Raw genomic sequence first — 23,185 nt, 5'->3', positions numbered from 1 at the left:
ATGGAGGAAAAGGTTGTGTCAATAGAAAGCCTGAAAAAAATAGGAATTAACAGAACAGGAAAAATGATAGGTGAAAATGATGCAACACAATTTCATGGGTATTTGTGTTATTCCAAGAATCCGATAGAGATGAATTCGGAAGTAAATCATTTTTTGAGTGGAAATGCCTTTGCATTGGGAGGGTACACTGGCAACCAGCTTACAATAGACATAGAAAATGGTATATATGTCTTTTTCGCATCAAATCGCTGTCATAACAGAGTTACAAATATAACAGGAGCAGCAGAGAAGGATTATGTTTAGGATGGATATGCGAAATGGAAAAGCTTATAAATATAACAAGAGATATGCATATGACAGGGATGATTATGTGATGAAGCCAGCGGTTGAACTTGTTTTAAAGTATAGGTGTCTGGAATATATTTTGGGAGAAAGTACGATGAAAACGGAAAAAGAATGTATTGTAAGAAAATTATAGGAGCATGGAAGGGAGCGGGCAAATGAATACACAAAAGACTACTGGTTACCCATCCATAGACAAGCTGTGGATGAAATACTACAGCGAGGAAGCTCTTTATGGTGAAATCCCGAAATGTACGATGTATGAGTATATATTTGATCACAACAAGTCACATTTAGATGGCATAGCCCTGCGGTATTTTACTAAAAAAATTACATACCAAAAACTTTTTGAAAATATCCGTAAAACAGCAGATGCGTTCTGGGCACAGGGAATCCGAAAAGGGGATGCTGTTACGATTATGTCACTGAATACACCGGAAACAATTTACTGCATATATGCGCTGAATTATATAGGTGCGGTTGCGAACATGGTTTATATGACGCTTTCGGAAGAGGAGATTGTAGAGACGGTAAGAAATACAGATTCTAAAATGTTTATTTTTCTGGATGTGGCAGCAGAAAAAGTCAGAAATGTTGTAGAGAATATAGAAAAAATAAGGGTGCTCGCAATTTCACCGACAGATTCTTTGGGCTTTCCGGTACAAAAATTTTCTGCTTTAAAAAGCAAAATTAATACAAAAGGATTTTGGAAGTGGAAGGATTTTCTGAAAGCCGGAGAACATCAGAAAGCACAGCAGACATCTTACCATGAGAACGAATTGTCAGTGATTGTGTATACAAGTGGAACAACCGGAACACCCAAGGGCGTAATGTTAAGTAATGACAGCCTTAATGCGGTAGCATGGCAATATGAAAAGTCAGGAATGAAATTTACAAGAGGGGAAACGTTTCTTACGTTTATGCCGCCTTTTTTGTCAATTGGGTTGAGCTTAAATGTGCATCTTCCGTTGAGTCTTGGATTAGTCTCAGATATGGTGATAGATCCTGAACCACAAAATGTCACGCGTATGTATTTGAAAAAAAAGACAAATCATTTTACTGCGGCACCGATGAACATTGTTCAAGTGTTTGAACAGATAAAGGGAAATATGCAGTTTTGTATTACAATGGCGGGCGGTGGGGAGTCATTAAGGAAAGAGCAGGAAGCTGAAATTAACGAAGAATTAAGAAAACGTCATTCGGAGGCAAAATACCTAACGGGATATGGAATGACTGAATTTTCAGCTACAGTAACAACGTCTATGAATCATGTGTATAAAGCAGGCACACTTGGAATTCCGCTTTGTAAGGTAAATATCAAAGTAATCAATCCAGATAATGGAGAAAAGCTGAAATATAATGAAACTGGTGAATTATGCTTTTGCACACCAAGTCATATGCTGGGATATCTGGATAATGAGGAAGAAACAAAAAAGATTTGTGACAGGGATGAGAAGAATAGCTTATGGATTCATACAGGTGATTTAGGTTTTGTGGATGAAGATGGATTCGTACATTTTGTGGGAAGGATTAAAAGAATATATCTTGTGCAAGCGGCAGATGGAACAGTTTATAAACTTTTCCCACAACGTATAGAAGAAACAATCGCTGAATATCCAGAGGTAGATTTGTGTGCAGTAGTTGTGGAACTCGATGCACAAAATATAGCCACTGCTATTGCCTGTGTAAAGCGGACAGCAGAAAGTAAAAATAATAATAACTTTTTGACAGGTTTGCAGCAGTATTGCAAAGAAAAATTACCGGTACACCTTGTACCGAAACAAATTATTGAGATGGATGAAATACCGCTGACACAGAGTGGGAAGATTGATTATAAAACGTTGGAGAAGATGACAAAGTGATCGGGAAGAAAAATAAGAGAAAAGAAAGCAGCAATGCGGGAAATAAAATCTTGGTTATATGTTCTATAGCAGTTCCGTGTATTATTTGCATAGCTCAGATAGTTATAAACGAATTCAACTTTAAAAATATGTATATATGGGCAAAAGAAAATGAAAATTATATTGGTGCTGAGAATATTTTTAATAACCTGATAGAAGATGATTTTATCAATTCTGGTTTAGCAGTTATAACAATTGCAGTCAGTGTGTGGGTCGGGTTGAATATCTATAACAATTGTAAGGAAAGTTATCTTGAAAAACAGTTAGAGGAATTAAAAAATAAACATTTGGAGGTAGAAAATGAATATCATAAGCAGCTTTTTTTAAAAGAGGTAGAACAGACAGAAAGTATGTATGAATTATCAAAATATTTTTTTGATGCATTTCGTAATAATGACCAAATAGAAAAAGAGGAATATAGGGATTTTTACCAGATAGAGAGGACTTTTGTAAAATGTGTTAAAGCATATGAAAAAGGAGAAAAAGTAGCGGTTGAATTGTATTCAGAAAAGTTAAACAAGATTGTGTTTCAGAAAATAGAAAATGAAATATTTGAGCAATGGTCTTTAGGGGATATGTATTTAAAACTTCGCCTTAGTGATGCCATGTATTACCATGCAGACAACAATGAGAAGGAACTGCAGGATAGTGTGAAAATATATGAGGAAGCAATGAATTACATAGAAAGAAAAAATAGTGAATTTGTTGGATATATGGAAAATACGATTGGATATACATATCTGAAACTTTATAGGGACTGTGGTTCCAAGCAAAAGAAGGAGGAATATAGGAAAAAGGCAGAAGAGTATTTAAACTATGTACAAGGGAAGAACCACAAAGGGCGATATTTGCAAAATATGGGGGCATATTTCGAAAGCCTGAATACTATAGACGGATATAAGAAGGCATTAGAATGGTATCATGAGGCTCTTAGGGCAAAGAATATTGATAAAAAAATTTATAATCTGTTAGGGGCTGTAATGTTAAAAATAGTTGAATCAGAAATGGAAATTAATGTTCGTTTTAAAAACAATATTTTATTGGATTCATTTGATAGGGCAATAGACGCACAAATTAAAATTTATATATCAGATGCGTATATCTGGCTGCATGTAGCTGTAAATATAACTCCCTGGTTAATTAATACTCATTACAATTTGGCAAAAGCAGCATTATATTATGCAATGTTTGTGGCAGGCAAAAATGAAAGAAATAATTTACTGAAGGAAGCAGAATTAAGGATAAAGATAGCGGAAAAGATGGAGCCGGGGAATATAGGGATGCTTTTTACAAAACGTAATTATTATGAAGCGATAGGTGACTTAAACAATGCAATTGAAGTTAACAAAAAAATAAAGAAAAGATTGGAGATAAAAAATAATGAGTGATGTGGAGGCAGCACAGAAGGTATATGAAACATATTTAACGGTAGATAATTTTATTAAAACATTGATGGAAAATGAAAACCTAGTGTACTGTATCATTGAAATTTAGTATATCTGCCACTTTAATTAAAAAGTGACAGATGATAGTGTCGGATACAGTGATATCAGTTTTTCCCGTGCATCCCCTGTTTGGAAATGCCACTGTATCTTAGCTGTATCCCGATTACGTTCCATTTCCCATGCTGATAACTCACATTTAAGTTTGTCAAGGGTGGATATTCGACGCGAAAGACATTGGCGTGTCATTACATTAAGCTCAATTTCTGCCATGTCAAGCCAACTTCCATGTTTAGGCGTATAGTGGATTTCCAGTCGTTTTATGATCCTTCTTGCTTCTGATGGTGGAAATGCTTTATAAAGTGAAGCAGCTTTATGGGTGTTTAGATTGTCCATTACCAGTATGATTTTCTTTGCATCTGGAAACATTTCATCTGACAGATATTTGATTTCCATTGCCCAGTCAATTGCAGTACGGTGTTCATGGACACTCACATGGTGTCTGCCGCCAAGTGGTTCAACAAAAGCAAATATGCTGCAGGTGCCATTCCTCTTATATTCGGAATCCGTTTTCTGGTTGTCACCCGGACGAACAGGCAGTGGCTGCCTTACATCATCCAAAAGCTGGTATGGCTTTTCATCCATACAGACAACAGGGTACATCGGGTCATATGGGAGTTCATAAACATCAAGGACATCTTCCATGCAGGCTACAAAATCAGCATCTTCTTTTGACGGAATACACCAGTAATCATTCATGTGAGGTCGAAGTTTATTTTTTTTAAAGCCCTGCCGATGGTATCTTTACTGACTGGAACATCAAGTACAATTTTTGCCTGTTCTTCCAGCAGACGGAGTGTCCAGCGGGAATGTCCTTCCGGTGCAGGACTGCACGCAATTTCAATAATACGAGCCTCAGCACGCCCATCAAATTTTCTGCGTGCATTATCAGAATTGACATTCCGGTTCATTGTACGGATACCCTGGATGCCTTTTTCGGAATAAAGCTTTACAGTATTCATGATAGTAGCCATACATACACAATTTGTTTTGGCAGACTGTGCATGGGTAAGAACTTTACCGTGTGCCTCATCTAGATCAATGATAATCTGGCATCTGTTTCGAACAGTTTTGGTTGTTTGCTTTTTACGCATAACAGATTTTAGTTCCTTGAGTTCGTCATCCGTTAATGAAATATTATATTTTTTTGGTCTTGCCATCTAAAATCACCGCCGTTTCTTTTTAGTATATCATGAAACGGTTTGTCAGACCATAAAATTAATTAAATATCAATGCTACAGTATACTAGGGGCAAATGAATATACGTTTGATTTAAAAAATAAAAAAGATTATGAAAATCTTTTAAAACCGGTTATAAAAATCTATCTGGATAATGACAGAGACATTAAAAAATCTTTTGAAGCAATATTTGAACAGTCAAAAATAAGTGAACTTTTGAAGAAATTTATTTTAGACAATAAAATGGCACCGGGTGCGGTGATAGCTCTGGGTACGAAAAAACATCAGGAAATATTATATTTGGGAAATCAGCAGGAAGTTGCTGATAATGGAGCTGATGAAATAATACCGATGGCAGAAGATAGTATTTTTGATTTGTCTTCGGTTACAAAAATTTTTACATGTTTGATGGTATTAAAACTTGTAGAGCTGGGAAAGATCGAGTTGTCAGATAAAATTTATAATTTGGATCATCGATTCATCAACCTAAAAGAAGTTTCAGTGGAGGATTTGCTCACGTTTAAGGTTACTTTAAAAACGAGGCAAAGATTAGAAACATTGAATAATCTGGAAGCAATTGAAAAAGAAATTTTTGAAATAAAGCCTAGTGAACCGGAAGGAAGATTATATTCGGATATGGGTGCGATGGTTTTAAAATATGTTGTAGAAAATGTTATGAACGACAATTTTTACAGGCTGGTACAGATATATATTTTACAGCCGTGTCGGATGAACAGTACGTATATAAATATTCCAGAAGATGCAGATAAAAGAATTGTTTCAAATAATTTTGAGAGAAGAATAATAAATGGAAATTTTGTTACGCTTGATAAAATATTTAAAGGCATAGTAAGTGATGGAAAAACAAGAGTAATTAATTCATTTGGAGTACAGTTGACAGGACATGCGGGACTTTTTTCAACAGCAGGAGATATGGCGAAATTGGCAATGGCATTGATGGAGGAAAAGGTTTTGTCAATAGAAAGCCTGAAAAAAATAGGAATTAACAGAACAGGAAAAATGATAGGTGAAAATGATGTAACACAATTTCATGGGTATTTGTGTTATTCCAAAAACCCAATAGAGATGAATTCGGAAGTAAATCACTTTTTAAGTGGAAATGCATTTGCGCTGGGAGGGTACACTGGCAACCAGCTTACAATAGACATAGAAAACGGTGTGTACGTGTTTTTTGCATCAAATCGTTGTCATAACAGAGTTACAAATATAACAGGAGCAGCAGAGAAGGATTATGTTCGGGATGGATATGCGAAATGGAATAATGGAAAAAACTATAAATATAACAAGAGATATGCATATGACAGAGATGATTATGTGATGAAGCCAGCGGTTGAACTTGTTTTAAAGTATAGGTGTCTGGAATATATTTTGGGAGAAAGTACAATGAAAACGGAAAAAGAATGTATTGTAAGAAAATTATAGGAGCATGGAAGGGAGCAGGCAAATGAATACACAAAAGAAAACTGGCTATCCATCCATAGACAAGCCATGGCTAAAATATTACACGCAGTCAGATATACAAAACAAGGAACCAGCGTGTACGTTGTATCAGAATATTTATAGCAACAATTCAAAATACCTGAAAGATACAGCTATTTCGTATTATGGAAATAAAATTACATATGCGCAGTTGTTTAATAATGTGGATGCATGTGCAAAATCACTTGTGAAATATGGAATAAAGGAAGGGGACTGTGTCACTCTTTGTACTGCAGCCGTACCGGAAGCTATATATCTGATGATTGCCTGCAGTAAGATAGGAGCAATCGCAAATTTTATTAATCCGTTATTTACTACAGAGCAGATGGTACAGCGGATCAATGACACAAAGTCAAAAATTTTGTTTGTTATGGATGAAATGCTTTCTTATATTGTGGATGCTGTACCTCGTATCGGCATAAATAAAACAGTTGTTATGCCTGTTACGGAATCTATGCCAGAGCTGGCAAAATTAGTTGTATGTGCAGGGCAAAAAAACTGGAATAAAAAAAGAACAGATCATAAAGGATTTTATTCCTGGAAATCGTTTATAAAATATGGGAATGACTATAATGGAGAGACTGAGAGATCTTATGAAAAAAATCGTGGATGTATTATGGTGTATTCATCCGGAACTACAGGCGCTTCAAAAGGGATTTTGTTAACAAATGATGGAATCAATGCAACAATAGCTCATTATGATAACGAAAATTTCAATTATGAAAGAGGCGATACGTTTTATGCAGTTATTCCAATCTGGTTTTCTACGGGAAATGTGCTTGATATTTTAATGCCGCTTCGCATGGGAATGACAGTGATACCGGAATTGCAATTTGAAAAAGAAAGAATAATTGATGGCATAAAAAAATATAAACCGACAATGACGCTGAACCCGACAAGTATATGGATGGCACTTGCACAATCAAAAAAAGGAAAAAAGATAGACCTGAAAGCAATGAAATATCCAATTACCGGAGGAGAAGCGGTGACACCACAGGAAGAAAAAATAATCACTGATTTTCTACGAAAGAGTGGGTGTAATGCACCATTGATCAAAGGGTATGGAATGTGTGAACTTGGAAGTACAGTTACTTCCACTTCGCCTGAACATAATAAGATGCGATCATCCGGTTATCCGATTAAGGGCGTGACAGTTGCTGCGTTTGATACTGAGACAAACGAGGAATTACCATATGGACAAAGAGGAGAAATCAGAGTCAATTCTCCTGCAAGAATGAAGGAATATTATAAAAATCCGGTAGAAACAAAAAAGTATTTTTACGAAGATCAGAATCATTGCATATGGGGGTGTACCGGAGATATTGGGTATGTGGATGAGGATGGTTACCTTTTTGTAGAAGGAAGAGCGAGTGACAGTTTTTATAGTGAGGATGGGAAACGGATTTATCTGTTTGATATAGAGCATATTGTTTTAGAGGACGAGGCGGTTGCCCAGTGCAAAGCAGTTGCAGTACAGATCAATGGAAAATTTAAACCAATACTTCATGTTGTACTGAAAAAAAATGGAGTTACAGATACCAGAACTGTAATTCCACGGATTCATAAAAAGTTGTCAGAACAGCTTTCAGAGAATGCAATTCCGGTGGCATATAAACTGCGTCAGGCACTGCCGGTTCATCCAAATGGAAAAAGAAACGTGGAGGCGTTGAAAGCAGAAGATAGCGGATTTGTTGATTCGAGGGGAAATGCCTGGAAAGTCAGATAACGATTGATGAAAATGTTAAAGGAGACTGCAGAAAATGGATGATAAACAAATGAGAAACACAGGCTATCCATCCATAGACAAGCCGTGGCTAAAATACTACAGCGAGGAAGCACTTCATGGTGAAATCCCGAAATGTACGATGTATGAGTATATATTTGATCACAACAAGTCACATTTAGATGGCATAGCCCTGCGGTATTTTACTAAAAAAATTACATACCAAAAACTTTTTGAAAATATCCGTAAAACAGCAGATGCATTCTGGGCACAGGGAATCCGAAAAGGAGATGCTGTTACGATTATGTCACTGAATACACCGGAAACAATTTACTGCATATATGCGCTGAATTATATAGGTGCGGTTGCGAACATGGTTTATATGACGCTTTCGGAAGAGGAGATTGTAGAGACGGTAAAAAATACAGATTCTAAAATGTTTATTTTTCTGGATGTGGCAGCAGAAAAAGTCAGAAATGTTGTAGAGGATATAGAAAAAATAAGGGTGCTCGCAATTTCACCGACAGATTCTTTGGGCTTTCCGGTACAAAAATTTTCTGCTTTAAAAAGCAAAATTAATACAAAAGAATTTTGGAATTGGAAGGATTTTCTGAAAGCCGGAGAACATCAGAAAGCACAGCAGACATCTTACCATGAGAACGAATTGTCAGTGATTGTGTATACAAGTGGAACAACCGGAACACCCAAGGGCGTAATGTTAAGTAATGACAGCCTTAATGCGGTAGCATGGCAATATGAAAAATCAGGAATGAAATTTACAAGAGGGGAAACGTTTCTTACTCTTATGCCGCCTTTTTTGTCAATTGGGTTAAGTTTAAATGTGCATCTTCCATTGAGTCTTGGGACAGCTTCTATTATGATTGTTAATCCTGAAAAATTTATAGAAGAGTATAAGAAATACAAGCCAAATCACTGTGTATCTGGACCTGTCATTATCAGAAAATTGGTTCAACGTTTAAGCGGGAATATGAGTTATTGCATCACGATGGCGGGAGGGGGAGAATCATTAAGTTTGGAAGAAGAAAATTATCTTAATGAAACGTTGCGAAATCACCATTCAGATGCAAAATATTTAACGGGATATGGAATGACCGAATTTGCAGCTACAGTAACAACGTCTATGAATCATGTGTATAAAGCAGGCACACTTGGAATTCCGCTTTGTAAGGTAAATATCAAAGTAATCAATCCAGATAATGGAGAAATGCTGAAATATAACGAAACTGGTGAATTATGTTTTTGCACACCAAGCCATATGCTGGGATATCTGGATAATGAGGAAGAAACAAAGAAGATTTGTGACAGGGATGAAGAGAATAGATTATGGGTTCATACAGGTGATTTAGGATTTGTGGATGAAGATGGATTTGTACATTTTGTGGGAAGAATCAAAAGAATATATATCACACAGGATGCAGATGGAACAGTTTATAAACTGTTCCCACAACGTATAGAAGAAACCATCACTGAATACCCAGAGGTAGATATGTGTGCAGCGGTTGTGGAGCTTGATGCACAAAATATAGCGACTGCTATTGCCTGTGTAAAGCGAACAGCAGAAAGTCAGAATAATAATAACTTTTTGACAGGTTTGCAGCAGTATTGCAAAGAAAAATTACCGGTACATCTTGTACCGAAACAAATTATTGAGCTGGATGAAATACCGCTGACACAGAGCGGGAAGATTGATTATAAGACATTGGAGAAGATGACAAGGTAAGCAGCAAAAAAATATAAGAGTAGAAAAAATATCAGAAGTTTAAGAAAAATTATGTGTTGGATAAAAAGCAAGGTCTGAGTGCCTTGCTTTTTGCGTTAGAACTTTTATAATACCAATTATAACTAAAAAACAGCATGCAAATGAGAAAAACCCACATTTAAATGTTGATTTAATGCGAAAAATACATATAATAGAAAAGAAGATGAGGTAGCAATTATGTTGATACAGTTTAGTTTTAAAAATTTTAAATCTTTCAGGGAAGAGGCTGCCCTGGATTTGTCTGCTGCCAGGATGACAGAATTTTCTGATAGGGTTGTGACTGTTGGAAGTGAAAAGATATTGCCGGTTGCTGCTATTTATGGAGCAAATGCAAGTGGTAAGTCAAATATATACAGTGCATTTGAATATATGGCTAAATATGTCGCAGATTCTTTTAAGTATGGAGATGAGGAAGAGAAGTTTGAAGAATATAGACCTACTCCATTTTTATTTGATTCAACATCAGCAGATGCGGAATCCAGCTTTGAGGTATATTTTACATTGCATGGAGATAAGAATGAGAAAACTTATAATTACGGATTTTGCGTTGATAAGGAAGGTGTGACAGAAGAATGGCTGAATTCTAAGGCGAAGACTGCCAGAAAATATAGTACAGTATTTTATCGGGAAAATTCTGATAATGAATTGGATTTGTCAGGGTTACCAAAGAATAGCAGGGATAATATAAAGGTTGCGCTTGAAAAGCAGGTGTTAATTGTTTCTTTAGGAGCTAAGCTGAAAATCAGTAAGTGTAAAGTAATTAGAGATTGGTTTTTAACAAATGAGTTTGCTGATTTTGGAGATCCGTTTACAAATTTCTTTTTGTCACGTAGATTACCAAAGGGATTTACGGAAAATAAAAATGTACAGCAGAAAGTTGTAGAATATTTTGCATCTTTTGATGAACATATTAAAGACTTTAGAGTGGAAAAAGTGCCAAATGATGGAGATTCAAAGGAAGAAAAGTATAAAATTAATGCACTTCATAAGAAAATAGATTCGGATGAAATGGCAGAGATACCTTTAGGTGCAGAATCAGCGGGAACATTGAAGATGTTTGCATTATATCCGGAACTGCAGGAAGTATTGGAGAAAGGAAGTGTATTTTTTATTGATGAATTAAATGCACGTTTACATCCGCTATTGGTAAGAAATTTTCTGCTCACATTTTTGAATCCGGAGATTAACGTTAATCATGCACAGCTTGTATTTACAACACATGGTACATGGCAGCTTTCGAATCAGTTGCTGCGCCGTGATGAAATATGGTTTGTTGAGAAGGATGACCGGGGTGTTTCCACATTATACTCTCTGGCTGATTTTGTGGATGAGGATGGAGCGCGTATCCGTAAAGATGAAAGTTATGAAAAGAATTATCTGATTGGTAAGTATGGAGCTATTCCAACCTTAAAGAGTATAGATATTTTTAGGGGAGATCAGTGCCTGGGGGATATTGGTTTGGCATCGACCGGAGAGGAACGGAGAGATTGAGTATGGCAAAAGGGGATAGAACAGGAAACAGAAAGACACGAGAGCAGCGAAAATAATTTAAAGTGCCAGAATTGGGTATTATCTGATCGTTACAGATACGGAATAATGCAGGTGATGAGGAAAAAGTGATACGGATAGAACAACAGAAGTTCGAACAGTGTGAACGGGAAGGCAAACAAAGATCATCAGAGATATGCCCGTGTACAACGGTGCATAGGCTGGTGGGGGAGATAAAAGAGAAAGTTGAATTTAACAATCCTGTTATGCAAAAAAAGGAGCATGCCACTAGGCATGCTCCTCCTGCTCTTTCGCCAACGGCAGCGTAAAGATAAACTCCGTACCAACGCCTTCCGTGCTGATACAGTTGATATTTTCTCCATGTGCCTGGATGATTTCTTTTACAATGGAAAGTCCAAGTCCGGTGCCCTTCTTGTCTTTTCCGCGGGAGAGGTCTGTCTTGTAGAAACGATCCCAGATCTTTTTGATGCTGTCTTTTGGAATGCCGATTCCGGTGTCTTTGACGGAAACAAAGACTTTCTCATTTTTTTCGGTCGTCTCGATCGTGATCGATGAATTTGCATGGCTGAATTTGAGTGCATTGTCGATCAGGTTATAAAGCACCTGCTGGATCTTGCTGAAATCAGCGGAGACAAACAGGGTTTCGCCGCTTAAGATCAGGTTGAAACTGATATGCTTTTCCATGCAGGTTCCTTCAAAAGTCTGTACCGTCATGCGGATCGTATGATTGATATCAAAGCTTGTGATATCGAGCATGACACCGTGTGAACCGAATTTATTTAATTCCAGAAGGCTCTTCGTTAATTTGTTCAGGCGCTCCGTCTCAAACAGGATGATGTTTAAATATTTATCCTGCATTTCCACCGGGATCGTTCCGTCGAGCATTGCCTCCACATAGCCCTTGATTGAGGTCAGCGGGGAGCGGAAATCGTGTGAGACATTGGATACGAATTTTCGCTGATCCTCCTCGAGCGTGTTCAGTTCATTTGCCATATAGTTGAGCGAGGCGGCAAGATAACCGATCTCATCGTTGGAATGGACATCGATCTTTGCCTCGAAATTTCCAGAGGCATATTCATTGGCACCCTGCGCAATTTTGCGGATCGGGATATAGACGATCCAGGTAAAAAGCGCTAAAACGACAAAGGCTGCCAAAAATAAAAGTGCAAACGTCTGGTAGGATAGATTTGTCAGCTGGTTGGATAAATTGACGATGGAGCTGACCGGTTTATGTATGATCACATAGCCGCGTACTTTATAATTTACAGTGATTGGCGAAAAAACACTTAAAGTTTCCGTGTCAAAATGACCGTAAAAGTTTCCAGTGCGGTAATATTTACTTCCAAAATCGGTTACGTCAAAATCAGGAATTACTTCCGGCTCTGCATTTTCCACTGGAGAAGTAGCAGAAGCTGTGTTTAAAAGGATCTGTCCCTGCTTATCGATGATCCAGATTTCGCTGGAAAGGTAAGTGCTTAGGGTGGAGAGCTGTGTTTTCATTTCCTCTAAGGTTGTGGAACGCTTAAAATAGTTTTCCGCATAGTTAGAGGAAATCAGCGCAGACTCCCGGTAGAGCGTCGAGGCATCCCGGCGCTCTAAGAAGTTAAACGTAATGTGGTAACCAAAGGTTGAAATAATAATAAAGCAGATCAGTCCATAGATCAGATAGCCGCCGAGCAGTTTGGGGTAGAGTGTCCGTTTCATATATTTTTAACCTCAAATTTATAACCAATGCCCCAGACGGTCGAGAGACTCCAGCTGTCATTGTCCTTTATTTTTTCACGGAGACGTTTTACATGGACATCCACGGTGCGGGTGTCACCAATGTATTCGTAACCCCAGATGTGATCGAGAAGCTGTTCTCTGGTAAATACCTGGTTCGGCGAGGATGCAAGGAAATATAAAAGTTCTAATTCCTTTGGTGGCATATCGATTGGATTATCTTTATAAATAACGGAGTAATTGGATAAGTTGACGATCAGATCCGGGTATTTCACACATTTTAATTCCGGCGCTGGCTCTTCGACTTTGACAGGCTGGTAACGGCGCAAAACGGCTTTGACGCGCGCAACAAGCTCCTTGGAATCGAACGGTTTCATGATATAGTCGTCTGCGCCAAGCTCAAGACCGAGTACTTTATCAAAAATCTCACCCTTTGCGGAGAGCATGATGATCGGCACGTTTGCTTTTGCACGGACTTCGCGGCATACCTGATAGCCGTCGATGCCCGGAAGCATCAGATCAAGAAGGATCAGGTTCGGATTGTACTGTTCGAATGCTTTTAAGGCTTCTTCACCGTCATTTACAATTTTTGTATCAAAACACTCTTTCGTAAGATAAAGAGAGATCAGTTCTGCAATATTATTATCGTCATCGACGATCAGTATTTTTTGTTTTGCTGCCATAAAATTACCTCCTGTTAGTTGTTATTCTGTTTGTAAATCAGACGAAATGGTATTGCTTCGGCAGTGCTTTGTGCATGGGATCAGATAAAATCTGTCTTACTGAAATTACTTTTTGTCTGAAATCAGTCTTTAAATTCGGCAATCGTTACGCCGGCATCACCTTCGCCATATTCGCCGAGGTGGAATGATTTCACATATTTTAGCCGTTTTAAATGCGCCTGCACGGCATTGCGCAGTGCACCGGTTCCCTTGCCGTGGACGATGCGGACAGACGGAATATGTGCAAGGTAGGCATCATCTAAATATTTATCCAAAAGAGCGATCGCCTCGTCGGTGGTCTTGCCGATCAGGTTGATCTCTGTGGAGACGGATGCGGACTTGCTCATTTTGATTTTGCCGGCACCGGTACGGCCGTATTTTTTGCTGGTCGGAGAAGTTTCTTCCTCTAACAGGATCAGGTCGTTGATGTTGACAAGGGAGCGCAAAATTCCCATCTGTACATAAAGGTCACCCTTTGCGTTTGGCAGGGAATGCACGGTTCCGTTTAAGTTCATGCTGATGACTTTGACGCGGTCGCCAATGCGAAGTTTCTTTGGAATCTTATGGTTCGGCGCAGCATTCTTTTTCTGGTCAGACATTTTTTTCTGTGCGTTGTTCATCTTATCGCGCAGTTTTGTACGTTCTTTTTCCATTTCGCTGACGGGAGCGTGTGCGGTGCCGTATTTATTGAAATTGCGGATCGTTTCATCAGCAAGATCTTTGGCTTCTCTGATGATATTGTAAGCCTGCTCATTTGCTTCGCGCAGGATCTTGTCACGGCTTGCGTCTAAGCGTTCCTGTTTCTGTTCGAGCTGTTCTTTTAGTTTCTGGATTTCCTCTTTATACTGATTGATCTCAAGCTGTTCTTTTTCAATCGTGATACGGCTCTTTTCAAGGTCAGCTAAAAGATCCTCAAAATTCATGTCATTTTCACTGATCCGTCCCTTAGCGTCCTCGATGATATCTTCGCTGAGACCGAGTTTCGTGGAAATCGCAAATGCATTACTCTTTCCAGGAATACCGATTAAAAGACGGTAAGTCGGGCTTAAAGATTCCACGTCAAATTCACAGCAGGCATTTTCTACGCCGGAGGTCTGCAGGGCAAATACTTTTAATTCGCTGTAATGAGTGGTTGCCATGACACGCGCACCGTACAGTTTTAATTTCGATAAAATGGAGATCGCAAGTGCGGCACCCTCCGTCGGGTCAGTTCCGGCACAGAGTTCATCGAAAAGCACGAGGGAGCGGTCGTTGACCTGGCTTAAAATGCGGGTGATGTTTGTCATGTGGGAGGAGAATGTACTTAAAGACTGCTCAATACTCTGCTCATCTCCGATGTCGGCAAACACTTCCTCAAAAATTCCAAGCTCCGAACGCTCGGAAGCCGGGATGTGAAGTCCTGCCTGACCCATCAATGTCAGAAGGCCGACTGTTTTTAAGGAGACGGTTTTACCACCGGTGTTTGGACCGGTAATGATAAGCAGGGTAAAATCTTCTCCGAGGCGCACGTCGATCGGCACTACTTTTTTTGCGTCGAGCAGTGGATGACGGCCTTTTTTGATATTGATCCGTCCATCTGTGTTGAAGGTCGGGGCAACACCATTGTAAGTCTGTGCGAAGGCTGCTTTTGCAAAAATAAAATCAAGTTCCGTGAGTACGTTATAGTCGGTGTGAAGCTGCATGGAGTATCCTGCCGTTAAGTTGCTTAAGTTTGCGAGGATGACTTCGATCTCTTCTTTTTCTTTGATCAGTAACGCTTTGTATTCGTTGTTTAAGTTTACGACAGCGAGCGGTTCGATAAAGAGCGTGGAACCGGAGGAGGACTGGTCGTGCACCATACCAGGAACCTGCGATTTTGCCTCGGCTTTGACCGGCAGGCAGTAGCGGCCGTCGCGCATCGTGATGACAGCATCCTGTAAATAGCTGCGTGTGGTCGTGTTGTTGATCATCGAGTTCATCTGTGCGCGGATCTTATCGTTCATGCCACGCATGGATTTGCGGATGGAGCGGAGCGTACTGCTGGCATCGTCCGCGATCTCGTCCTCCGATAAAATGCAGCGGCGGATCTCATCGCATAACGGTGTGAGCGGCTCAATCTGATCGAAAAATCCGGTCAGTGAGTCGACCGGAAGTTCGTCTGTCCCGTCTGCTGCGGCAGGACGGTCCGGTCCGGTGTGTCCGATGCTGGTGCGGGAAAATGCTTTTGAACGTTTTGCTGCCTCTAAGAGAGAGCAGACGCGCAGCAGTTCCGTGATGCTTAAGGATGCACCGATCTCTAAACGTTTCAGGGAGTCTCGGATGTCGTGTACACCGGAAAAAGAGATGCGCCCGCCTTTAAAGAGACGGTTTAGGGCATCTTTGGTCTGTAACTGTAAAAGGTTGATTTCGTTTATGTCTGTGCCTGGTGTGAGGGTAAGACAGCGTTTTTTTGCGTCCTCGCTGGAAGCGTGCTCCGCGAGACGTGCGATGATTTTATTGTATTCTAATGTTTTTAAAACTTTTTCATTCATATGATTTGTAATTCCTTGTGGTTGAAAATTTAGTTTGCAGTGGCAGCATGCCGACGGATATGTGTGTTCGACTTTAGTCCGCAGTGCCAGCCCGAAAAATCAGAGGTTGCGCTGAGTTGACGGGGAGTTGTGTTCGACTTTAGTCCGCAGTGCCAGCCCGAAAAATCAGAGATTTTCCGGGCTGACGGGCATTCGCCCTATCAAACATAAAAATAACAAAAAAGTGTCTGCGAGCAGCCATTTTTTGTTATTTCCATGTTTGGCACTGCTCATTGCTAATTCACATTATATCCCATTAATTAGGGGAATGAAAGCCGGAAATGCAAAAAATAGTGTTGCAAGCGTATGTGTTTCAAACTATAATAAACTAGGTGCGGTTTTCATTTTTGTTAAGGAAGGGAAAATCATGCAGGAGAAAGAGAAGGGTGGCTTTTCTTTTATTAATGAACAGATCAAGGAGAAGCCGTTGAATAAAAAACGTCTTGTAAAAAAAGCATTGTTTACGGTAGCGCTTGCCGTAATTTTTGGTGCGGTGGCTGCGCTGGTGTTTAGTTTACTGCAGCCTGAGTTTTCAAACTGGTTTTACCCAGAGGAGAAGCCGGTTGTTACGATTCCGCAAGATGATGTCACGGAAACGGAGGAGCCAAGTCAGGGCGATATACAGGAAGCGTCGGAACAGAAGGATACACAGGAGACAGAGAACGACGGGCAGCAGGGAGAAAACGGGGCAGCGGAGAACAACGGATCGCAGGAAAATGGAGAAGTGGGAAACTCACAGCAGGAACAGACGGGTGAAACGGAAACAGAGCAGACCGGAGAGAATGTTCCGGACAATGACCTGCGGGAACTTGAACTTGCTGATTTTCAGAAGCTGCAGAACAAGTTATATGCCGTTGGAAAAGAAGCCAATAAGTCTATTGTGACTGTAACCGGCGTAAAGAGTGACACCGACTGGTTTAATAATCCGTATGAGAGCAAAGGTCAGGCCTCCGGAATCATTGTAGCGGAGAACAGCAGAGAACTTCTGGTTTTGACAGAGCGCAAGGCGATTGCGGATGCCCAGGAGATCTACGTTACATTTATTAATGATGTTTCAGTGAAAGCTGAGATGAAAAAATACGATGGCAATACAGGGATTGCCGTGTTAAGCGTAAAGACTTCGGAGCTTACAGAAAGTACAAAGAATGCGATCACGGTTGCAGTTCTTGGCAATTCACTGACTGTTGCGCAGGGAACGATTGCGATTGCAATCGGAAGTCCGCTTGGAACAAATTATTCAATCCTGACTGGAAATATCACATCTACGACAAATAGTATTTCCACGATAGATCATAATTACAGTGTATTTACGACAGATATTGTCGGAAGCAGCAATGGAAGCGGTGCGCTTGTCAATGTGGATGGTGAGATCATCGGGATCGTGATGCAGGGATACAGCAGTGCAGGCGATGAGAATACGCTGACAGCGATTTCTATTTCTGAATTAAAGGCATTGATTGAGATGTTGTCAAACGGACAGGATATTCCGTGCATCGGGCTTGAAGTGACAACGGTTACTGCGGCGATCGAACGTGAATATGAAATACCAAAAGGCGCCTATATCAAAGATGTCTGCATGGATTCACCGGCAATGGCGGCGGGACTTCAGAATGGGGATGTCATTACGGAGATTGACGGGGATGAGATTCTTACGGCAGAAAATTATGAGAAAAAACTGCTTTCGTTAAAGCCGGAAGATACGGTGGAAGTGAAGATTGAGCGGCAGGGACCGGAAGGTTATACGGAAATCACCTGCACGGTAGAAGTCAGTGTACTGCCATAGAGATGTGAACCAGATACAGGCATGTATTTTAGAAGCAGAAATGCGGATGCGGCCATGCATGTCAGAAACAGAAATGTGGACACCGGTATGCGTTTTAGAAGCAGAAATGCGGATACAGGCATAATAATTTTAGAAAATAAAAGCAGGAATAAGGAGTAGTATGAAGTATATTGAGAGCCTCAGAGAGGGCGAGCGAATTAATGAAATCTATCTATGTAAAGTAAAACAGTCTGCACTGACAAAGGCAGGAAAACCTTATGATACATTGATCTTACAGGACAAAACGGGCACACTGGATGCGAAAATCTGGGAGCCTGGTTCTGTTGGAATCGACGAGTTCGATTCACTGAATTACATAGCCGTAATGGGTGATATCACCAGCTTTCAGGGCAATTTACAGCTGAATGTAAAGCGTGTCCGCAAGGTGCAGGAAGGGGAGTATGATCCAAAAGATTACCTTCCGGTCAGCGATAAGGATATCGACCAGATGTATGAGGAGTTAAAAGGCCTGATTGCGAGCATCAAAGAAGTGCATTTAAAGAAGCTGTTAGAGAGCTTTTTTGTGGAAGATGCAGATTTTGAAAAACGCTTTAAATTCCACTCTGCTGCAAAGACTGTGCACCACGGATTTGTCGGTGGTCTGCTTGAGCACAGCTTAAGTGTGGCAAAGCACTGTGATTATTTTGCAGGCTGTTATCCGATGTTAAACCGCGATCTTTTGATCACGGCAGCTATTTTCCATGATATCGGAAAATTAGAGGAGCTTTCCACATTCCCGGAAAATGATTACACGGATGACGGTCAGCTTTTAGGACATATTATTATCGGAACCGAGATGGTCGGTGACAGGATCCGCACGATCCCGGATTTTCCAAAGGGACTGGCAAGCGAGTTAAAGCACTGTATTTTAGCACATCACGGCGAGTTAGAGTTTGGTTCACCGAAAAAACCGGCGCTGCCGGAGGCATTGGCACTCAGTTTTGCGGATAATATCGATGCAAAGATGGAGACGGTGCGCGAAATCTTTAACAACGTGCCGGAAAATAATCAGGAATGGCAGGGGTACAACCGTCTGCTTGAGAGCAATATCAGACGCTCCGGGAAATTATAATTATGCAGAAAAATGATATCATAGAACTGAAAATCGAAGATATGGGCGTGGACGGCGAAGGAATCGGAAAATACGATGGCATGACCTTTTTCGTTAAAGATGCGGTGCTTGGAGATGAGATCGAAGCCCGCATCACAAAGATGAAGAAAAATTATGGTTATGCGAGAGTGGAGCAGATTTTATCGCCGTCTAAATTTCGTGTGACACCACAGTGTGAACTTCACAGGAGATGCGGCGGATGTCAGATACAGGCGTTGGATTATGAAAAGCAGCTGGAATTTAAGCAGAACAAAGTGCGCGGAAATCTGATTCGTATTGGCGGTTTTGCGCCGGAATTGATCGACCGAATCATGCTTCCTGTCGTGGGGATGAAAGAACCATACCGCTACCGGAACAAGGCACAGTTTCCGATCGGTGCAGATAAAGATGGGAATCCGGTTGCCGGTTTTTATGCAGCGCGTACCCACAGTATTATCCCGGTCAATGACTGTAAACTGGGTGTGGAGGAAAATCAGATTATTTTAAATGAAGTCCTTTCTTATATGAAAGAATATCATGTGGCATCTTACGATGAAAATACAGGTAAGGGGCTGGTTCGTCATGTTCTGATCCGCTATGGGTTTTCCACAAAAGAGCTTATGGTCTGTGTGATTATCAACGGAAGTAGTCTTCCTAAAGTGGAAAAACTGATCGACAGATTGACAGCCATCGAGGGAATGAAGAGCATTTCCATCAATCAGAATACGAAGAAAACAAATGTGATCCTCGGGGATGTGACGAAATGTATCTGGGGCGATCCATACATTACCGATATGATCCATCTATGCGATACGAAGGATTTTTCACTGACTGATACAGCGGTCGCATACCATATTTCACCGCAGTCATTTTATCAGGTCAATCCTGTCCAGACGGAAAAACTCTACAGCCTTGCGCTCGACTATGCGGGACTGACCGGAAAAGAGACCGTGTGGGATCTATATTGCGGCATCGGCACGATTTCACTTTTTCTTGCACAGAAAGCGGGAAAAGTTTATGGGGTGGAGATCATCCCACAGGCAATCGAGGATGCGAAGAATAATGCGGCGCTCAACGGTATCAATAATGCTGAGTTTTTTGTAGGAAAAGCAGAGGAAGTGCTGCCGGCATTTTATGAAAAAAAGAAAGACACAGATGCAGATATGCTGCACCCGGATGTGATCGTGGTCGATCCGCCGCGAAAGGGGTGCGATGGTGTATGTCTTGAGACGATGCTTAAGATGCAGCCGGAGCGGATCGTGTATGTAAGCTGTGATTCGGCAACGTTAGCGAGGGATCTTAAGGTGCTTTGTGAGGGCGGATATGAGCTTTGCAAGGTAAGGGCGGTGGATCAGTTTGGGAATACAACACACGTGGAGACGGTTGTTCTTTTGTCCCAACAAAAACCAGATGACACGATAGAGATCGACTTAGACCTGGACGAGCTGGATGCCACCAGTGCCGAGTTGAAAGCAACCTATCAGGAAATCAAAGATTATGTGCTGAAAGAATTTGGCTTGAAGGTTTCAAGTTTATATATTTCTCAGGTAAAACGCAAATGTGGAATTGAAGTGGGAGAAAACTATAATCTTCCAAAATCAGAAAATGCAAGAGTTCCACAATGCCCGAAAGAGAAAGAAGATGCTATCAAGGCTGCCCTGAAATATTTTGCGATGATTTAAGGACATCGCTGATTTCAAGGAGGAATAACACATGAAAAGCACATTTGAAAAAATGGGTGGAACCTACACACTTGGCGCAGACGGAATTTACTATTCGAATCTTGTCAGTACAGATGAAGAACCGCATTATGGGAAATATGGAATGATGCGGAAAACATATCTGAAAGAGCATCGTCCGGCAATGTATTCACTGTATATGCTGGAAGACAGACTGACAGAACATCTGAATACTGTGGACGATGAAGCACAGGAGAGAATGGATATTCTGGTGAGTCAGATGATGGAGAAGCAGGGCATTACGGAAGAATTGAAAGCTCGTGACCAGATGGAATGGGTTAGAGCGGTAAATAATGCCCGGAATGCTGCAGAAGAGATTGTGTTGAAAGAATTAGTGTATATTTAAAGCGTGGAAAGCTCCTTCGGGAGCTTTTCAGTGTTTGTAAGAGTTTATATAAAATGGGCTAAGAAGGTGGTATGATCAAAATAACAGATTAAAATTTATATTAAGAAATGAATTTAAAATTTTTAATTATGAAATAAAACGTAAGATAATTTCAGAGGTGAGAATAATGGATAGAATTGCATTAGTAATCGGTAATTCTGATTATTCAAATGTAGGGAAATTGAATAATCCTAAGAATGATGCTGACGATATTGCTAGTATTTTGAATAAATTAAATTTTGATGTTACAAAAATAATGGATGCAAATTTAATAGATATTCAAAAATCTGTTAATGATTTTTTACAGGCATTAGATGAATATGCTGTAGGGGTATTTTTTTATGCAGGGCATGGTATGCAAATCGACGGTAAAAATTTTATCGTTCCTATTGATTTAAAGTTAAGTGATAAAAGCAAGACAATGGTCTCTTGTTATTGTTTAAATTCGCTGTTAGAAGGTGCATCTTCATATAAGGGAAAAACATTAATATGTATATTGGATGCATGTCGAGATAATCCTTTTGCTATGGGGAGGGGATTTTTAACAGGCTTTGCGCCATTTAATAATCCACCTAAAGGTACTATGATTGCTTATTCTACAAGCGCTGACTGTAGTGCATTTGATGGACAATGTAGTAATGGATTATATACACAAGTTTTAAAAGATGCTATGCTTATTCCAAATTTGAAAATTGAAGAAATGTTTAAATTTGTTAGAAATAAAGTGTCAGAAATATCAATTAGCCAATACGGAGAAGAACAGCTTTCATGGGAATATTCTTCGTTAGTGGGAGACTTTTATTTTTCTGTTACGCCACAACCAGTCAATGAACAGGTTACTGATGAGAAAATATATGAATTCATATGTGCTCGTCGAAAATCTTATGAGAATGCTTCGGATAATATTTATGATATTGAATGTTTGCCATATATAGATGCCTATAATAAATATCATATACCAATTATTAAAATTTTACGTGCATATTCAAGAGTAGATTATTCAAAAAGAGGATTTCAGTTTTCGGATGCTACTATAGATCAGTTAAACAGCAATTATTTGTCATCATGGGGATTTATACAGAAATATGGTAGATGGTATTATAAAAATCATTACGTTGAGATGGGAGATTTATTGCCATTGCCCGAGGAATTAGAACCTAAACAACCTATTAATGGAAAGGAATTGAAGATTGAAGCTTCATTGAGCTGGAAAATGAATGATGGAAAGATAAGATTTCAAGTATCTTCTAATATTCCAGAGGAAACCCCATTAATGTTTACATTACGTGGCAAAGAATATACAGCTCAATGTAAATCTGTAGCAGGTAATAGAATTTCAATAAGTGAATGGTTTAGTGACAGAGGTAATCCTATGAAAAATGGATTTTATACTATAGATGTGTCATGTCCGATATATAGTGTATTGCCAGAAAAGATAAAGAAAATATTTGGTGAACGTAATAGAAATATATGTGGACAATATGTTAAATTTGAACCAGTGGGAGGAAATACGATTCATTTTTCGTATGGATTAGTTCTTAAAAATAGTAAAGTTCAAGTTATTGATATGCAACAAAGAATCTCAGCATTATAATGAATGTGGTTTTATACAAGAAAACATGGCAGATTGTAACTGGTTAAAGTGAATTGGGCGTATGGAACTTTTAAATCCATACGCCTTTTAAACAAGAGAGTTGTAAGAGCATATTATCTACTCGAT

The 23,185-nt window shown here is 39.7% G+C and carries 18 protein-coding genes; 13 read left to right on the top strand and 5 right to left on the bottom strand.

Going from position 1 to position 23,185, the window contains the following annotated elements; genetic code table 11:
• Positions 1-15: 15 nt before the first annotated feature.
• The 4 genes from RIL182_RS18045 to RIL182_RS18030 are packed head-to-tail and all read left to right on the top strand — an operon-like array spanning position 16 to position 3,631.
• Positions 16-303 carry a hypothetical protein gene (locus RIL182_RS18045; RefSeq protein ID WP_134523434.1) on the top strand — a complete coding sequence of 96 codons (288 nt, stop codon included), beginning with the start codon at positions 16-18 and terminating at the stop codon, positions 301-303.
• A 7-nt stretch (positions 304-310) separates the two neighbouring features.
• The gene (locus RIL182_RS18040) at positions 311-478 is read left to right on the top strand and encodes a hypothetical protein (RefSeq protein WP_172606724.1); all 168 of its coding nucleotides are present in this window, start codon (positions 311-313) and stop codon (positions 476-478) included.
• A 22-nt stretch (positions 479-500) separates the two neighbouring features.
• A complete protein-coding gene (locus RIL182_RS18035) occupies positions 501-2,204 on the top strand; it encodes a class I adenylate-forming enzyme family protein (RefSeq protein ID WP_134523432.1) in 1,704 nt (567 codons plus the stop codon).
• On the top strand, positions 2,201-3,631 hold the full coding sequence (locus RIL182_RS18030; RefSeq protein ID WP_006859012.1) for a hypothetical protein: 1,431 nt from the start codon (positions 2,201-2,203) through the stop codon (positions 3,629-3,631). Before RIL182_RS18035 ends, RIL182_RS18030 begins: the two co-directional genes overlap by 4 nt.
• 123 nt (positions 3,632-3,754) lie before the next feature.
• Here RIL182_RS18030 and RIL182_RS18025 read toward each other — a convergent pair whose 3' ends face one another.
• Together RIL182_RS18025 and RIL182_RS18020 are read right to left on the bottom strand one after the other, a co-directional pair.
• Complete coding sequence (locus tag RIL182_RS18025; protein WP_118210885.1) at positions 3,755-4,444, bottom strand: IS630 family transposase; 690 nt, start codon at positions 4,442-4,444, stop codon at positions 3,755-3,757.
• Entirely contained in the window at positions 4,441-4,905 is a 465-nt protein-coding gene (locus tag RIL182_RS18020; protein WP_006855331.1) for a helix-turn-helix domain-containing protein, read from the bottom strand. The genes RIL182_RS18025 and RIL182_RS18020 overlap by 4 nt, the downstream gene beginning before the upstream one ends.
• A 235-nt stretch (positions 4,906-5,140) precedes the next feature.
• Here RIL182_RS18020 and RIL182_RS18015 point away from each other — a divergent pair, with 235 nt between their 5' ends.
• The 4 genes from RIL182_RS18015 (at position 5,141) to RIL182_RS18000 (ending at position 11,418) form a co-directional block, all read left to right on the top strand.
• Positions 5,141-6,367, top strand: coding sequence for a serine hydrolase domain-containing protein (locus tag RIL182_RS18015; protein WP_134523430.1), 1,227 nt, complete (start codon positions 5,141-5,143; stop codon positions 6,365-6,367).
• A gap of 22 nt (positions 6,368-6,389) precedes the next feature.
• A complete protein-coding gene (locus RIL182_RS18010) occupies positions 6,390-8,150 on the top strand; it encodes a class I adenylate-forming enzyme family protein (protein ID WP_044999525.1) in 1,761 nt (586 codons plus the stop codon).
• Positions 8,151-8,184: 34 nt separating this feature from the next.
• Complete coding sequence (locus tag RIL182_RS18005; RefSeq protein WP_006859008.1) at positions 8,185-9,888, top strand: class I adenylate-forming enzyme family protein; 1,704 nt, start codon at positions 8,185-8,187, stop codon at positions 9,886-9,888.
• 216 nt (positions 9,889-10,104) lie between these two features.
• Positions 10,105-11,418 carry an AAA family ATPase gene (locus tag RIL182_RS18000; protein WP_006859007.1) on the top strand — a complete coding sequence of 438 codons (1,314 nt, stop codon included), beginning with the start codon at positions 10,105-10,107 and terminating at the stop codon, positions 11,416-11,418.
• Between the two features lie 285 nt (positions 11,419-11,703).
• Here RIL182_RS18000 and RIL182_RS17990 read toward each other — a convergent pair whose 3' ends face one another.
• From RIL182_RS17990 to RIL182_RS17980, 3 genes are all read right to left on the bottom strand, one after another.
• The gene (locus RIL182_RS17990; RefSeq protein ID WP_006859006.1) at positions 11,704-13,140 is read right to left on the bottom strand and encodes a HAMP domain-containing sensor histidine kinase; all 1,437 of its coding nucleotides are present in this window, start codon (positions 13,138-13,140) and stop codon (positions 11,704-11,706) included.
• A complete protein-coding gene (locus RIL182_RS17985; RefSeq protein WP_006859005.1) occupies positions 13,137-13,841 on the bottom strand; it encodes a response regulator transcription factor in 705 nt (234 codons plus the stop codon). The genes RIL182_RS17990 and RIL182_RS17985 overlap by 4 nt, the downstream gene beginning before the upstream one ends.
• 122 nt (positions 13,842-13,963) lie before the next feature.
• A complete protein-coding gene (locus RIL182_RS17980; protein ID WP_006859004.1) occupies positions 13,964-16,390 on the bottom strand; it encodes an endonuclease MutS2 in 2,427 nt (808 codons plus the stop codon).
• A gap of 406 nt (positions 16,391-16,796) precedes the next feature.
• Between RIL182_RS17980 and RIL182_RS17975 the strand changes: the two genes are divergently transcribed.
• From RIL182_RS17975 to RIL182_RS17955, 5 genes are all read left to right on the top strand, one after another.
• Positions 16,797-18,212: a S1C family serine protease gene (locus RIL182_RS17975; RefSeq protein WP_242655640.1), complete on the top strand. Its 1,416-nt coding sequence runs from the start codon at positions 16,797-16,799 to the stop codon at positions 18,210-18,212.
• A 160-nt stretch (positions 18,213-18,372) separates the two neighbouring features.
• Positions 18,373-19,323 carry a 3'-5' exoribonuclease YhaM family protein gene (locus RIL182_RS17970; protein WP_006859003.1) on the top strand — a complete coding sequence of 317 codons (951 nt, stop codon included), beginning with the start codon at positions 18,373-18,375 and terminating at the stop codon, positions 19,321-19,323.
• A gap of 2 nt (positions 19,324-19,325) precedes the next feature.
• On the top strand, positions 19,326-21,023 hold the full coding sequence (gene rlmD / locus RIL182_RS17965) for a 23S rRNA (uracil(1939)-C(5))-methyltransferase RlmD (RefSeq protein ID WP_006859002.1): 1,698 nt from the start codon (positions 19,326-19,328) through the stop codon (positions 21,021-21,023).
• Between the two features lie 31 nt (positions 21,024-21,054).
• The gene (locus RIL182_RS17960; protein WP_006859001.1) at positions 21,055-21,426 is read left to right on the top strand and encodes a TnpV protein; all 372 of its coding nucleotides are present in this window, start codon (positions 21,055-21,057) and stop codon (positions 21,424-21,426) included.
• A 166-nt stretch (positions 21,427-21,592) separates the two neighbouring features.
• On the top strand, positions 21,593-23,059 hold the full coding sequence (locus RIL182_RS17955) for a caspase family protein (protein WP_006859000.1): 1,467 nt from the start codon (positions 21,593-21,595) through the stop codon (positions 23,057-23,059).
• Positions 23,060-23,185 lie beyond the last annotated feature (126 nt).

Source organism: Roseburia intestinalis L1-82 (assembly GCF_900537995.1).
GTDB lineage: Bacteria > Bacillota > Clostridia > Lachnospirales > Lachnospiraceae > Roseburia > Roseburia intestinalis.
This window is presented reverse-complemented; position numbering and strand designations above follow the sequence as displayed.

Excerpts from the sequence above, each read along its gene's own strand:
- RIL182_RS18040 (WP_172606724.1), top strand. The coding sequence starts at position 311 with ATGCGAAATGGAAAAGCTTATAAATATAACAAGAGATATGCATATGAC.
- RIL182_RS18035 (WP_134523432.1), top strand. The coding sequence starts at position 501 with ATGAATACACAAAAGACTACTGGTTACCCATCCATAGACAAGCTGTGG.
- RIL182_RS18025 (WP_118210885.1), bottom strand. The coding sequence starts at position 4,444 with ATGAATGATTACTGGTGTATTCCGTCAAAAGAAGATGCTGATTTTGTA.
- RIL182_RS18020 (WP_006855331.1), bottom strand. The coding sequence starts at position 4,905 with ATGGCAAGACCAAAAAAATATAATATTTCATTAACGGATGACGAACTC.
- RIL182_RS18010 (WP_044999525.1), top strand. The coding sequence starts at position 6,390 with ATGAATACACAAAAGAAAACTGGCTATCCATCCATAGACAAGCCATGG.
- RIL182_RS18005 (WP_006859008.1), top strand. The coding sequence starts at position 8,185 with ATGGATGATAAACAAATGAGAAACACAGGCTATCCATCCATAGACAAG.
- RIL182_RS18000 (WP_006859007.1), top strand. The coding sequence starts at position 10,105 with ATGTTGATACAGTTTAGTTTTAAAAATTTTAAATCTTTCAGGGAAGAG.
- RIL182_RS17990 (WP_006859006.1), bottom strand. The coding sequence starts at position 13,140 with ATGAAACGGACACTCTACCCCAAACTGCTCGGCGGCTATCTGATCTAT.
- RIL182_RS17985 (WP_006859005.1), bottom strand. The coding sequence starts at position 13,841 with ATGGCAGCAAAACAAAAAATACTGATCGTCGATGACGATAATAATATT.
- RIL182_RS17980 (WP_006859004.1), bottom strand. The coding sequence starts at position 16,390 with ATGAATGAAAAAGTTTTAAAAACATTAGAATACAATAAAATCATCGCA.
- RIL182_RS17975 (WP_242655640.1), top strand. The coding sequence starts at position 16,797 with ATGCAGGAGAAAGAGAAGGGTGGCTTTTCTTTTATTAATGAACAGATC.
- RIL182_RS17970 (WP_006859003.1), top strand. The coding sequence starts at position 18,373 with ATGAAGTATATTGAGAGCCTCAGAGAGGGCGAGCGAATTAATGAAATC.
- rlmD (WP_006859002.1), top strand. The coding sequence starts at position 19,326 with ATGCAGAAAAATGATATCATAGAACTGAAAATCGAAGATATGGGCGTG.
- RIL182_RS17960 (WP_006859001.1), top strand. The coding sequence starts at position 21,055 with ATGAAAAGCACATTTGAAAAAATGGGTGGAACCTACACACTTGGCGCA.
- RIL182_RS17955 (WP_006859000.1), top strand. The coding sequence starts at position 21,593 with ATGGATAGAATTGCATTAGTAATCGGTAATTCTGATTATTCAAATGTA.